The organism is Pseudomonas sp. B21-053 (genome assembly GCF_026016365.1).
Classification (GTDB): domain Bacteria; phylum Pseudomonadota; class Gammaproteobacteria; order Pseudomonadales; family Pseudomonadaceae; genus Aquipseudomonas; species Aquipseudomonas nunensis.
Map to the genome: position 1 here is coordinate 4,748,138 of NZ_CP087205.1, position 12,961 is coordinate 4,761,098.

General features: G+C 60.4%; 11 protein-coding genes. 5 read left to right on the forward strand and 6 right to left on the reverse strand.

All coding sequences use genetic code 11. The features are described from left to right. The first annotated feature begins 175 nt into the window (after window positions 1-175). Window positions 176-970, forward strand: a complete 795-nt coding sequence (locus LOY68_RS21310) for an SDR family NAD(P)-dependent oxidoreductase (protein ID WP_265039711.1) — start codon at window positions 176-178, stop codon at window positions 968-970. 184 nt (window positions 971-1,154) lie between these two features. On the opposite strand, the gene LOY68_RS21315 is transcribed toward LOY68_RS21310, so the two are convergent. Continuing rightward, the gene (locus tag LOY68_RS21315; RefSeq protein ID WP_265039713.1) at window positions 1,155-1,724 is read right to left on the reverse strand and encodes a DUF4174 domain-containing protein; all 570 of its coding nucleotides are present in this window, start codon (window positions 1,722-1,724) and stop codon (window positions 1,155-1,157) included. 310 nt (window positions 1,725-2,034) lie between these two features. Between LOY68_RS21315 and LOY68_RS21320 the strand changes: the two genes are divergently transcribed. Next, a complete protein-coding gene (locus LOY68_RS21320) occupies window positions 2,035-2,403 on the forward strand; it encodes a VOC family protein (RefSeq protein ID WP_265039714.1) in 369 nt (122 codons plus the stop codon). On the opposite strand, the gene LOY68_RS21325 is transcribed toward LOY68_RS21320, so the two are convergent. The 4 genes from LOY68_RS21325 to LOY68_RS21345 all read right to left on the reverse strand — a co-directional run bounded on the left by LOY68_RS21325 (window position 2,400) and on the right by LOY68_RS21345 (window position 7,367). Continuing rightward, complete coding sequence (locus LOY68_RS21325; protein WP_265039715.1) at window positions 2,400-4,628, reverse strand: ATP-binding protein; 2,229 nt, start codon at window positions 4,626-4,628, stop codon at window positions 2,400-2,402. The genes LOY68_RS21320 and LOY68_RS21325 overlap by 4 nt on opposite strands. Further along, a complete protein-coding gene (locus LOY68_RS21330; RefSeq protein WP_265039717.1) occupies window positions 4,625-5,224 on the reverse strand; it encodes a biliverdin-producing heme oxygenase in 600 nt (199 codons plus the stop codon). Before LOY68_RS21330 ends, LOY68_RS21325 begins: the two co-directional genes overlap by 4 nt. Before the next feature lie 377 nt (window positions 5,225-5,601). Continuing rightward, on the reverse strand, window positions 5,602-6,387 hold the full coding sequence (locus tag LOY68_RS21335; RefSeq protein ID WP_054053906.1) for a sulfite exporter TauE/SafE family protein: 786 nt from the start codon (window positions 6,385-6,387) through the stop codon (window positions 5,602-5,604). A 242-nt stretch (window positions 6,388-6,629) separates the two neighbouring features. After that, entirely contained in the window at window positions 6,630-7,367 is a 738-nt protein-coding gene (locus LOY68_RS21345; RefSeq protein ID WP_054617284.1) for a hypothetical protein, read from the reverse strand. A 236-nt stretch (window positions 7,368-7,603) separates the two neighbouring features. Here LOY68_RS21345 and LOY68_RS21350 point away from each other — a divergent pair, with 236 nt between their 5' ends. The 3 genes from LOY68_RS21350 to LOY68_RS21360 all read left to right on the forward strand — a co-directional run bounded on the left by LOY68_RS21350 (window position 7,604) and on the right by LOY68_RS21360 (window position 10,555). Then, window positions 7,604-8,752 carry an aldose epimerase family protein gene (locus tag LOY68_RS21350; protein ID WP_265039720.1) on the forward strand — a complete coding sequence of 383 codons (1,149 nt, stop codon included), beginning with the start codon at window positions 7,604-7,606 and terminating at the stop codon, window positions 8,750-8,752. A gap of 482 nt (window positions 8,753-9,234) precedes the next feature. Beyond that, window positions 9,235-10,056, forward strand: coding sequence for an aldo/keto reductase (locus LOY68_RS21355; protein WP_163913587.1), 822 nt, complete (start codon window positions 9,235-9,237; stop codon window positions 10,054-10,056). Window positions 10,057-10,084: 28 nt separating this feature from the next. Next, the gene (locus tag LOY68_RS21360) at window positions 10,085-10,555 is read left to right on the forward strand and encodes a DUF1810 domain-containing protein (RefSeq protein WP_265039723.1); all 471 of its coding nucleotides are present in this window, start codon (window positions 10,085-10,087) and stop codon (window positions 10,553-10,555) included. On the opposite strand, the gene LOY68_RS21365 is transcribed toward LOY68_RS21360, so the two are convergent. Beyond that, entirely contained in the window at window positions 10,520-12,880 is a 2,361-nt protein-coding gene (locus tag LOY68_RS21365; RefSeq protein ID WP_265039724.1) for a DNA polymerase II, read from the reverse strand. The two genes, LOY68_RS21360 and LOY68_RS21365, sit on opposite strands and share 36 nt — an antisense overlap. Window positions 12,881-12,961: the final 81 nt, after the last annotated feature.

A 12,961-nucleotide genomic window follows, 5' to 3' on the forward strand; every position in this document is an offset into this window, starting at 1 on the left:
ATCAGCGGCCACCAGACTGGCGTGAAGCGAAGGCGCTGACAATCGCTTTAATCGTCTGTGGCGAAGGAACTCTCTCATTACAGGGGTGCAAGACACAAAATGAGCGATGTCTTGAACTAGGCTAAGACCCGCGCAGTCATCCCTCTTACCTCCCCCTTCAAGAGAGTGATCCCCTATGAACATCGATCTATCCGGCAAAACCGCCCTCGTCACCGGCTCGACCCAAGGCATCGGTTTCGCTATCGCCAAAGGCCTGGCATTGTCCGGCGCCGAGGTGGTGCTCAATGGCCGCAAGCAGGACGCGGTAGACGCCGCCATCACCCAGCTCAAACACTTGCTGCCCTCCTCCAATGTGCGCGGGATCGCTGCCGATGCCGGCACGGCCGAGGGTTGCAAAGCGATGGTCGCGGCCCTGCCCCAAGTCGACATCCTGGTGAATAACGTCGGGATCTACGGCCCGCAGGATTTCTTCGAAACTGAAGACGATGTCTGGGAAAAATTCTTCGAAGTGAACGTCATGTCCGGCGTGCGGCTGTCCCGTGCCTATCTCGAAGGCATGGCCAAAAACGGCTGGGGTCGGGTGGTGTTCATCTCGTCCGAGTCGGCGCTGAACATTCCGGCGGACATGATTCATTACGGTTTTACCAAGACTTCCAACCTGTCGATTTCCCGCGGCTTGGCCAAGCGCATGGCCGGCACCGGGGTCACGGTGAATGCGGTGCTGCCGGGGCCGACGTTGTCCGAAGGGCTGCAAGACATGCTCAAGGATGAGCAGCAAAAGTCTGGCGAACCGATCGAGAAAGTCGCGGCGGACTTTGTGATGGCCAACCGTCCGACGTCGATCATCCAGCGGGCGGCGAGCATGGAGGAAGTGGCGAATCTGGTGGTGTATGTGGTGTCGCCCCAGGCATCGGCCACGACCGGCGCGGCGCTGCGGGTCGACGGCGGGGTTGTGGACACCATCGCCTGACCTGCCCACCACAAAACCTGTGGGAGTTTGGGTTGGTCACCAATACTGCGTCCACTGGAGATCGAGTGTGGGAGCGGGCTTGCTCGCGAAAGCTGAGTGTCAGTCGACATGCATATTGACTGACACACCGCCTTCGCGAGCAAGCCCGCTCCCACAGGGAATGCGTGTTCAGGGATTTGATTGTTTAGTCATCCGGCATTTCAGGTGGTTTGGCAGGTTTGGCAGGTTTACCTGGTTTTGTACCCTTGGCGCCTTTTGCAGGTGCCGCTGCCGGTTCGGCAGCCGCTGGTGGCGGAGTTGGCGCTGCGATTTCCTTCTCTTCCGGCGGCAAGGCGTCAATGGTGTCGAAGATTTTCTTCAGATCGACCGCCTTCGATTCATCCCCCGAACTTTCGAGTTTCTTCTCGCCGTCCTTGCCCAGCAAGATGACTTTGGGCAACGCACCGGCGCCGAGTTTCAGCGAACGGATCAGAGCCATGGTGTCTTGCTGCCCCATGTCCTTGCCGTCGAGTTGGCCAGACATGTTCAGCACGCTGTAGACCTTGATATTGCGCTGAGCGACGCCCTGCTTGTTGGCAGGATCGTCGAACGACTTTTTCAGGCCCAGCCACACCGGGTCGATGGTACTGGACGTGATCACGATCAACGGTCGGGCCCTGCCCTTGTCGATATCCAGAGGTGAATCGCCGTCAGCGGCGAGCAAGGGGCCGGCAAGCGCCAGCAAGGTTGTCAGGGTCAAAGACCTGATGAGCATGCGCATCTCCTTTTGATATCCACGCTCTAATGATTGCGCATCGCGTCGATCGTTCCGGGTGACGATCCACGAATATGTTTCGCTTAGGCCAAAGCTTAGGTCAGGGGCGGCATTGCGCAACAGATGATGAGTCTTTCAAGCGAATGCATAACCCCTTGTGGGAGCGGGCTTGCTCGCGAAGGCGTCGTGTCAGGCGACATGGATATTGACTGACACACCGCTTTCGCGAGCAAGCCCGCTCCCACAGGGGATTGCGGTGATTTGGTCCTGCTGGGCTAATCTTGATTGAACCGGCCATGAGGACCTCTCAATGAGCGCTCAGCTTAACCACACCATCGTCTGGTGCCGCGACAAGCAGGTCTCGGCCCATTACCTCGCCGAGATCCTCGGCCTGCCGAGCCCCGAGCCGTTCGGGCCGATGCTGATCGTCAAGCTCGACAACGATGTGTCGCTGGACTTCTACGACAACGACCCACCGATTGCCTCCCAACACTATGCGTTCCTGATCGGTGAAGACGAGTTCGACCAGGCCTTCGCCCGCCTGCAAGCGCGCAAGCAACCGTGGTGGGCCGACCCGGGCAAGCAGCGGCCGAATGAGATCAACGCCTATGGCGGCGGGCGGCGTGTGTATTTCGATGACCCGGACGGGCATCTGCTGGAGATCATGACCCGGCCCTAAGCGATTGCCGGAAGAGAAAAGGTAAACACACTGCCGACACCCGGCTCACTTTCAGCCCACAACTCGCCGCCATGGGCCTGGACGATGCTGCGGCAGATGTACAACCCCAGGCCGCTGCCGTTGGGGTTGCCTTCGCGCACCGACCAGTAGCGCTCGAAGATATGCGGCAACTGCACGGCGTGGATGCCGCCGCCATTGTCGCTGACCGAAATCATCACCTTGTCGTCCACCTGCCAGGCATTGAGGTCGATGCGCCCGCCGGCCGGGGTGAATTTGATGGCGTTGCCCAGCAGGTTCGACAACACCTGGAACAGTCGCTGCGGGTCGGCGTCGATGCTCATGCCGGCGGCGCTGGTGCAGTTGAGCTCTATGCCCTTGTGCGAGGTCAGGGTCACCAGCAACCCGCAGGCCTGCTCAAGCAACTCGACCACATCCAGCGGCTTGCAGTCCAACGGGTATTGCCCGGCGTCCAGTTTCGACTTGTCGAGCAAATCGGCGATCAGTGCGTTCATGCGATCGGTGGCTTCTTCCATGGTGCCCAGCGCGGCACTCATGCGTAACGTGTGCTTGCCTTCGTCCCGCGACACCAGGCGCTGCATCATTCCGCATTGCATGATGATGATCGTCATCGGGTTGCGCAGGTCATGGGACACCACCGCCACCAGCTCATCGCGCACCCGCACCGCTTCATGTTCGCGGCGCACCTGACGAGCCAGATCGTCCTCGATGGCACCGCGACGCAATTGCAGGGCGGCGTAGGCATCGGCGGCACTCCACGGTCGTGCCCTGCCCTCAACCTGTTGCTCCCACACCTCAAAAGACTTGCGCGGTTGCAAGCGTTGGCTGGCGTCAGTACCGGCGACGAAATGCTCGTCGGGGTTGCCGCTCCATTTCATGCTCGAACGCAGTTGCGCGCCAAACCAGATCACCGCGTTGTCCACCGGTTTGGGCAGTACGAACGCCAGCAGACCGCTGGCAACATCGCTGTAAGTGGCGCTGACGCCATGCAGGCTTTGCAGATGATCGGTCATCAGCAACTCGCCGCTGTCCAGGCATTGCTCACGCACCCACAAGTACAACGCGCGCACTTGTTCTTCCGTCGGGCATTGGCCGATCAACTGCAAGCGATCCTCGATCAACAGCGCCACACCGCTGGCCCCGGTCAGGCTCAACAGTTGTTGCGGATGATTGGCCAGACCGTCCAGCACATCGTGCCTGGCCTCGCGCATCGCCGCGGTCAGTTGATTGATCAGGAGCGACTTCTGCTCGCGCTCCGTCTGCAGGTCGCGGGTTTGCAGGGCGGTGATCTGCACGCTGAGCAACTGGGCAATCGCGGCGCACATGGTGCGCACCGGGTGGCTGACCAACAACGGCTCATGATGCGCGCAGGTGATCAGGCCCCAGAGCCGATCCTGTTCCAGCAGCGACAGGCTCATGGAAGCGCGCACGCCCATGTTGTCGAGGTACTGGCAGTGCACCGGCGACACGCTGCGCAACATCGAGAAGCCCAGGTCCAGCGACTGTCCAGTGTCGGGACGCAACACCGGCAGGATCGGCACCGGGACATAACGTGCATCGGGAATCACCCGGATCCAGTTCAGGCGATACAACTCCCGGGCCTGGGGCGGAATGTCCGAGGCGGGAAAACACTGGCCGAGATAACCCGGCAACTGGCCGCCCAATGCTTCGCCGATCACCTGGCCATGACCGGCCGGTTCGAAGCGGTAAATCATCACGCGGTCGAAGCCGGTCAGGTGGCGGATTTCTTCGACACTGACGGTGTACAGGTCCTGCAATGTGGCGGCCGCCTGCATCCGGCGCAAAGCGCGCAGCAGAATGACGGTATTGTCCTGGGCGGCCTCCCGCCACGGTTCCAGCTCTAGAATGATCACGGCGTCATGACGGCTGAGCGAGCCATTGAAGCGTTGGCCGCCAATCTCCAGCACCAGCGGATTGGCGTCTTCCAGTTCCGCCGGCAGCAGCGCCTCACGGACTTGCTCCATCGCCATCGCGCCCGTCAGCGTCGCCAACGGTTGCTGCAACAAGGCTTCGACCGAGTGCCCGAACATCGCCGCGCAGTTGCTACTGATCTGGCCGATGATCAAGCCCGGCTCGCTCAAGGTCAGCAACACGCCGTGAGGCTGGATCGAACCCGGAATGCGGATCGGCTCATTGGCACACTGGGCGAGCGCGGCGTCGAGTTGCTCGGCGCTCAGACGGTTCATTGCAACACCCCGCAGCGTTCAAGCCAGTTCTCGAAGGCCTTGAAGGTTGCCTCGGCGGCCACCACCGATTGCGCCCGTTCGGCCGGGTCGCGCACCTCATACAGGCACGCCAGAAAACCTCGCCACATGACCAGGGTCGAGGTGCCGTACACCGCGAAAAAGCGACCACCCTGGTGTTCATCGATACCCAAGCGCGCGTACAAACCGTTGCGCATGGATTGCCCGCCCAGTGTCGCGCCCTCAAGCACGTACAACACGCCCAGCACATCCGCCGCCGAGCGGATTTGCAAGGAGAACCGGCACAAGGGAATCGCCTTGATGGCTTCCGCATCCAGGCCCAACGCGTACAGGTCGGCTTCCAGGGACGGGGTTTTGCTGCGAATCAGCCAATCCAGGTCAGGAATGGTCATTGCCATCTGGAACAACATTGCTTCCAGTGGCCGATAAAAGCCGTAATACGCTTCGATCAAGCGGGTGTAGAGCGCTTGGTCAGAGGTAAAAAAAGGAATGCGTTTTTCCAGCAGTTGGTGTTGCTGGGTGGTTGCGATGCGCAGCTCACTGAGAATCAGCGGCAGGCTCTTGGGCGGGACGGTCACGACAAGGCGTCGTGGCAATACCCGGCTGTGTGAATTTGACGCTCAGCCACGTCGATTGACCCGTGCACATGTCACCTCTTGCTTGTCGATCATCAGGGAATGCCGACAGGTCATTCACGAAGGAATGAAAGGGTGGCTCTTCACCGTAGCATCTATAGAGGGCTAGAAGTGGTTTGTTTGCGGGGAGGGTCCGGGGTGACAGCGACTTGGCTCCCCCGTAGCAGCTGTCGAGCACCGCGAGGCAGCGTTCGGCGGCGAAGCCGTCGTCAAACCATGCACCGCGGTGTATCAGGCAAACAGTGTGCATAGCATTTGCGACGGCTTCGCCGCCGAACGCTGCCTCGCGGTGCTCGACAGCTGCTACAGAGAGTCCGCGTCTAAAACGCGAGTTTGTAGCCGATCAACACCAGCATCGTCGCCAGGCACGGGCGCAGCAGTTCGTCGGAGATGCGCCCGGTCAGGTGGCTGCCCAGCCAGATCCCCGGCAGCGACCCGATCAACAGGAAACCCAGTACATGCCAATCCATGTTGCCCATGCTCGCATGGCCAAGGCCGGCGACCAGGGTCAGCGGCACGGCGTGGGCGATTTCCGTGCCGACGAGGCGGCGGGTTGGCAGCAGCGGATAAAGGATAAACAGCGCCACGGTGCCCAGCGCACCGGCACCGATGGAAGTCAGCGCGACCATGGTGCCAAGCACCAGGCCGGTAATGACTGTCATTACGTTCAAACGCGTGCCGCTGGGGTTGTAGTTGCCGCCGGCGCGTTTGTGCGCGAAGTCGAGCAGGCGCTTCTTGAAGAAAATCGCCAGGGCCGTGGCAAACAGCACGAAGCCCAAGGCTTGCTTGATGATGGCGTTCATCGCCTCGGGCGCGGTATGCAGGCTGCTCAGGAACCACAGGGTCATGGCCACGGCCGGCACGCTGCCGAGGGTCAGCCAACCGGTGATCGCCCAATCGATATTCTTGTTCTTGCGATGCACCAGCACGCCGCTGGATTTGGTAATGGCCGCGTACAGCAGGTCCGTGCCCACCGCAGTCGCCGGGTTGACCCCGAACCACAACAGGATCGGCGTCATCAGCGATCCGCCGCCCACGCCGGTCATCCCGACGATAAAGCCCACCACCAAGCCTGCAACGACTAATCCGAAATTACCGAAATCCATTAACACGCCCACAAAAAACGCATGAAAAAACTGGCCCGCAGCATAGCGATTTTTCTTATAACCACTTATATCGATACGGTCTATCGTTATTCCCCAATCACCCTCCTGACACACCACATTCCCCTTGTGGGAGCGGGCTTGCTCGCGAAGGCGGCGTGTCAGTCACCCCATACATTGACTGATACACCGCTTTCGCGAGCAAGCCCGCTCCCACAGGGATTGATGTGCACATTGGATGCGCGTTACTGGACGGGCAGGAAATTCAGGAACAACAGGCTCTGCGCATAATTCAAACCGATCCGCCGATAGCGCTCGTCGAGCATCTGCGTCAGCAAATCCAGACGCGCCACGATCTTGCCGAACTCCACGGCGAAACTCAGGTTGCTGCCCTCCTCCGAGATTTCGTTGGAAAACAGCAACGGCTCGCCATTCTTGTTTTGCCGCTGACTGAGGATCCACGTGGCTTTTTCGATGTTGCGCGCGGCGTTGCTGACGAACACCGGGTTGATCGCGTCGGTCATGTAGAACTCCAGCCGATTGCCGTGGGCGGTGACCAGCATGCTGCCGATGGCATAGATGAAGGCGCCGACCCGATCCCCCAGAAACTCCGGGCTCATCGCATAACTCAACGCTGCCAGGTCTTTTTTGCCGCCGAGGGTCGGCAGCGGTTGCTGCATTTCGATGGCCTCGCGCACTTGCTTTTCGGCGGTGCGGGCGTCGAGGAAGCCGGATTTCTTCAGCTCCTGGGGGTTGCGCAGGTAGAGCTTGCTCATCAGCAGATAGAGGCTTTCCAGGTTGTCGTGCATCGACAACGTGGCCATGCGATCAACGCTGGTCTGAAGGAACTCCTGGGGTTTGCCTTCGCGAAACTGGCTGATGACATCACTGCCTTGCTGCTGGCTGCAACCGCTGGCGAAGAGCAGAGACAGGCATAACAGCAGGCGAATTCGGGTTTGGAGGCGGGGTAACACTCGAGCCATGGGTTCTCGGGCTGACACATTCCTGTGCGGCGGGAGTCGCCGCAGCCTGGCCATGGATAGAGCCGGTTAATCCGAAAAAGTGCAGTGCCGAGAGCGCTAGACCGATCACCGGTTTTTCTGCCGCGAGCATTTAGTCGGACTTTATTGTGGAATTAATCGATTAATCAGCTATAAGTTTCCTTCCAGTCGATATTTAGTATGACTACTGATCAAAACAACAAAAAGGAAGATCAACCATGCTTCAATCCCGCTACCTGCTCTCCGGCCTTGGACTGTCCTTGATGATCGCCACCCTTCCCGCCCACGCCGCTGGTCTGTCCAGTGAACACAAAGCCTTCGGCAAAACCAATGACGGCACGCCCGTCGAGCAATACATCCTGCGCAACAGCCATGGCCTGCAAGCCACGGTCATTACCTACGGCGCCACTTTGCAATCACTGAAAGTGCCGGACAAGAACGGCAAGGTCGACGACATCGTCCTCGGTTTCGATGACGTCCAGGGTTATCAGGCCGGCACTGCGTACTTCGGCGCGACCATCGGCCGCTTCGGTAATCGCCTGGCCGGTGGTGCGTTTGAACTGGATGGCAAACGCTATCAAGTGCCGAAAAACGACGGCCCCAACTCGCTGCACGGCGGCGCCCAGGGTTTCGACAAGCATGTATGGAAAGCCGAACCGAGCAAAGGCAAGGACTCGGTGGGCGTGACCCTGACGTACCTGTCGAAGGACGGTGAGATGGGTTTCCCTGGCAACATGAAAACCGAGGTGACTTATAGCCTCACCGAGAACAACGAATTGCGCATCGAGTACAAGGCCAGCACCGACAAACCGACGGTGCTGAACCTGACCAACCACAGTTATTTCAACCTGGCCGGCGCGGGTAATGGCGACGTGTTGAAACAGCTCGCGGCCCTGCACGCCAGCCATTACACGCCAATCGACGGCACGCTGATCCCCACCGGTGAACTGGCGCCGGTGACCGGCACGCCGATGGACTTCACCCAACCCACCGCCATCGGTAAAAGCATCAAGGCCGACCATCCACAGCTGAAATTCGCCGAGCCGAAACAGGGTGGTTTCGACTTCAACTGGGCGCTGGACGCCAAGGGTGACGTGAAAAAACTCGCCGCCGATGTCAGCGATCCACAGACCGGCCGCCGCTTGCAGCTCTACACCAGCGAGCCGGGCGTGCAGTTCTATACCAGCAACTTCCTCGACGGCACGGTCAAGGGCAAGGGCGGCAAGGTTTACTCGCACTGGGGCGCGTTTACCCTGGAAACCCAGCATTACCCGGACTCGCCGAACCAGCCGAACTTCCCTTCAACGCGGCTGGATCCGGGCAAGACGTACACCCAACACACCGTGTTCAAGTTCTCCGCCCAGTAACCCCGGTAGACGCAAAACCCTGTGGGAGCGGGCTTGCTCGCGAAGGCGGTGGTTCAGTCGACATCTGTAGTGGCTGACCCACCGCTTTCGCGAGCAAGCTTCGCTCCTACAAGGGATCGCGCCGTATACAAACTCCCGGCTCACCACAACACCACTGTGGGAGCGAGCCTGCTCGCGAAGGCGGTGTGCCAGTCGACATCTCTCCTGACTGGAAGGCCGCCATCGCGAGCAAGCTCGCTCCCACAGGGGATCGCGCCGTATACAAATTCCTGGTTCCACACAAAACCCTGTGGGAGCGAGCTTGCTCGCGATAGCGGAATTTCAGGCGACATCTCTTTTGACTGACATGGCCTCTTCGCGAGCAGGCTCGCTCCCACAAGGGATCGCGTCGTATCCAAATTTCTGGCTCGCTCCCACTGGGGAACCCAAACGCTATTCTGCTGCCCACAGTAGTATCGATCGCGTTGAAGAAAGGAGGTTTTATGCGGACCCTTGAACTGGCTGGCGTTCAGGTACCGATCATCGGCCAGGGCACTTGGCGCATGGGCGAGGATCGCTCGGCGCACCGTAATGAAGTCGCGGCCCTGCGCCAGGGCATCGAACTGGGCATGACCCTGATCGACAGCGCCGAAATGTACGCCGAGGGCGGTGCCGAAGAGGTGGTGGGTGAAGCCATCGCCGGTCTGCGCGATCAGGTCTTCCTGGTCAGCAAGGTTTACCCGCACAACGCCAGCCGCAAAGGCATCCCCCAGGCCTGCGAGCGCAGCCTGCGGCGCTTGAACACCGATCACATCGATTTGTACCTGCTGCACTGGCGTGGCCAATATCCCTTGGAAGAAACCGTCGAAGCCTTCGAACGCCTGCGCGAAGAAGGCAAGATCGGCCGTTGGGGCGTGTCCAATTTCGACGTCGATGACCTGCAGGAACTGGCTACACCGGCCTGCGCCACCAATCAGGTGCTGTATAACCTGGAAGAACGCGGCATCGAATTCGACCTGCTGCCCTGGTGCCAGCAACAGCAAATGCCGGTCATGGCCTACTGTCCCATCGGTCAAGGTGGGCATATGCTGGTCAACTCGACGCTCAAGCAGGTGGCCGCCCGTCACGAGGCGACACCGGCTCAGGTAGCACTGGCATGGATACTGCGTCAGGACAGTGTCATCGCCATCCCTAAAGCGGTCCGACCCGAGCACGTGACGCTCAATGCGCAAGCCGCGCAATTGCAGCTGGAAGCTACGGATCTGGAGGCGCTGGACCAAGCGTTTCGCGCGCCACAACGTAAGCAGCGATTGGCCATGGTCTGAGCCATCGCGACTTGTAGAGGGCTTCGGAATGAGAAGTACCGATCCGCTCGACGCGTTCAATCTGCCACGCTTTGTCCAGGCACAGGACCCAGTGTTCGACAGAGTCCAGGACGAATTGCGCGCCGGCCAGAAGCGCCGGCACTGGATGTGGTTTATCTTCCCGCAGATTGCCGGGCTCGGCGGCAGCGAAATGTCCCGCCACTTCGCCATCAGCTGCGCCGACGAAGCGACGGCGTACCTGAATCACCCACTATTAGGCCCGCGTTTACGCGCCTGCACTCAATTAGTACTGAACCTGAGAAACCGCTCGATCGCCGACATTTTCGGCCACCCCGATGACCTCAAGTTTCACTCATCGATGACCCTGTTCGCCCAGGTTGCCCCTGACGGCAGCCTGTTCCATCAGGCACTGGACCACTATTTCCATGGCATACAGGATGACTGGACGCTGTCGCTGTTGGACTTAAAACAAGCCCAGTTGCCCACCAATCAGGGTTGAAAAGTCGTCATCGACAAACGGCAGGATCGCATCGGCCACCGGTTGCAGTTGTCGGGTGACGTAGTGGTCGTAATCGATCGGCGCGCTGCGGATTTCCAGCGGCTCGGGCCCGGATACGGTGATCACGTATCTGATCCAGCCACCGTTCTGGTATTGCAGTGGCCGACCCTGCTGGTCGTTGTAGGCATCGGCCATCCGCGCTGCCCGCACATGGGGCGGTACGTTGCGCTCATAGTCGTCGAGGGTGCGACGCAGACGCTTGCGATAGACCAGACGATCATCGAACTCACCGGCCAGGGTCTTGCGCACGTAATCGCGGACATAGTCCTGATACGGCTGGCGATGGAAGATCCGCGAGTACAACTCCTGCTGAAATTGCCGGGCCAGCAGCGACCAGTCGGTGCGCACGGTTTCCAGGCCCTTGTAGATCATTTCGTCAGTGCCATCGGCGCGGGTGACCAGCCCGGCGTAACGCTTCTTGCTGCCCTCCTCCGCCCCGCGAATGGTCGGCATCAGAAAGCGTTTGTAATGGGTTTCGAACTGCAACTCCAACGCACTTTCCAGCCCATATTCCTGCTGCACATGCTCGCGCCACCACTGGTTGACGTGATCCACCAGGGCGCGACCGATTTGTGCCGCCTCTTCCTGACCGTGAGCACGACGCAGCCAGACGAAAGTCGAGTCGGTATCGCCATAAATCACCGCGTGGCCCTGGGCTTCGATCAACTGGCGGGTACGCAGCATGATCTCGTGGCCACGCAAGGTGATCGATGACGCCAGCCGCGTATCGAAAAACCGGCAACCACTGGAACCGAGCACGCCGTAGAAGGCGTTCATGATGATTTTCAGGGCCTGGGACAGCGGCGCGTTGTGTTCACGCTTGGCAGTTTCGCGGCCGTCGGCGACCCGGGCAACGATGGCCGGCAGGCAATGTTTTGTGCGGGAAAACCGTGCGCCGCGAAAGCCTGGCACCGACTCGCTGTCGTCGGGGTGTTTGAGGCCTTCGATCAACCCGACCGGGTCGATCAGGAAGGTGCGGATGATCGACGGGTAAAGGCTTTTGTAATCGAGCACCAGCACCGACTCGTACAGCCCCGGTTGTGAATCCATCACGAACCCACCAGGGCTCGCCTGTGGTGGTTTGCCGCCGAGGTTCGGCGCGACGAAGCCCTGGCGGTGCATCAGCGGCATATACAAATGCGTGAACGCCGCCACCGAACCGCCGCTGCGATCCGCCGGCAACCCGGTGACGCTGGCCCGCTCCAGCAGGAAGGTCAGCAACTCGGTCTTGGCGAAGATCCGTGTCACCAGCTCGCAGTCCTTGAGGTTGTAGGTGGCCAGCGCCGGCTTGTCCTCGGCGAACATGCGGTTGATTTCGTCCATGCGCTGGTACGGCGTGCTGATCGCCTTGCCTTCGCCGAGCAGGGTTTGCGCGACGTTTTCCAGGCTGAACGACGGAAAACTCCAGGTCGCCGAACGCAGGGATTCGATGCCGTCGATGATCAGGCGCCCGGCGGCTGCGGCGAAATAATGGTTACGGCTGCCGTGTTCGCGCCACTGCATCTCTTCGCCGCCACGCCCCAATTTCAGTGGCACCGCGAGGCGCCGGGCGTGTTCGTGGAGGACCCGCAGATCGAACTGCACGACGTTCCAGCCGATGATCGCGTCGGGGTCGTGTCGGGCGAACCACTCGTTGAGTTTTTTCAGCAACAGGGTGCGGGAATCGCAGTATTCGAGCTGGAAATCCACGGCACTGGCGTCGCCGTTCGGTGGGCCGAGCATGTACACCTGACGCTCGCCGCAGCCTTCCAGCGCGATGGAATACAGTTCGCCTTGAGCGGTGGTTTCGATGTCGAGAGACACCAGCCGCAGGTTTGGCCGGTAACCGGGCGCTGGTTTCATTTGCGCGTCGAGCAGCAGCTCTTCGGCATTGGGTGTGCCGCCGAATTGCACGGGCGCGGTGATGAAACGCTCCATCATGTAGCGTTCCGGCGGGCGCACGTCGCCCTCGAACATCTCGACGCCGACCTTGCGCAGTGCGGTTTCCAGGCGCATCAACTGACCGTGCTGCTGGCAATACAGGCCGAGCACCGGGCGATGTTCGAAGTCCAGCAGAGCCAGGGGCCGCAACTCGACGTTCTTTTCCCCGCGCAACACGCTTTCGGCCTGCTCGCGCTGCTCGGCCGGGATAAACGCTACGGACGGTTGATAAGGCAGGCGGATCCGCCGGGGACCGGCATCGGTCGCCAGCCAGAACTCGACTTCCGTGCCGGCCGGGGTATCGCGCCAATGCCGGGTCAGGACGAAGCCCTGCTGTAAATCCACCACTGCAACCTCGAAACTGATTCAGGGCGCAATTCTACGCGCGATCGCGGGGGATAGCGCTCACGACAATGCCTTCGATGA

Bases quoted from the DNA above. Each gene is read 5' to 3' on its own strand.
- LOY68_RS21325 (WP_265039715.1), bottom strand. From the start codon at position 4,628: ATGAACCGTCTGAGCGCCGAGCAACTCGACGCCGCGCTCGCCCAGTGT.
- LOY68_RS21360 (WP_265039723.1), top strand. From the start codon at position 10,085: ATGAGAAGTACCGATCCGCTCGACGCGTTCAATCTGCCACGCTTTGTC.
- LOY68_RS21345 (WP_054617284.1), bottom strand. From the start codon at position 7,367: ATGGCTCGAGTGTTACCCCGCCTCCAAACCCGAATTCGCCTGCTGTTA.
- LOY68_RS21350 (WP_265039720.1), top strand. From the start codon at position 7,604: ATGCTTCAATCCCGCTACCTGCTCTCCGGCCTTGGACTGTCCTTGATG.
- LOY68_RS21320 (WP_265039714.1), top strand. From the start codon at position 2,035: ATGAGCGCTCAGCTTAACCACACCATCGTCTGGTGCCGCGACAAGCAG.
- LOY68_RS21355 (WP_163913587.1), top strand. From the start codon at position 9,235: ATGCGGACCCTTGAACTGGCTGGCGTTCAGGTACCGATCATCGGCCAG.
- LOY68_RS21310 (WP_265039711.1), top strand. From the start codon at position 176: ATGAACATCGATCTATCCGGCAAAACCGCCCTCGTCACCGGCTCGACC.
- LOY68_RS21315 (WP_265039713.1), bottom strand. From the start codon at position 1,724: ATGCTCATCAGGTCTTTGACCCTGACAACCTTGCTGGCGCTTGCCGGC.
- LOY68_RS21335 (WP_054053906.1), bottom strand. From the start codon at position 6,387: ATGGATTTCGGTAATTTCGGATTAGTCGTTGCAGGCTTGGTGGTGGGC.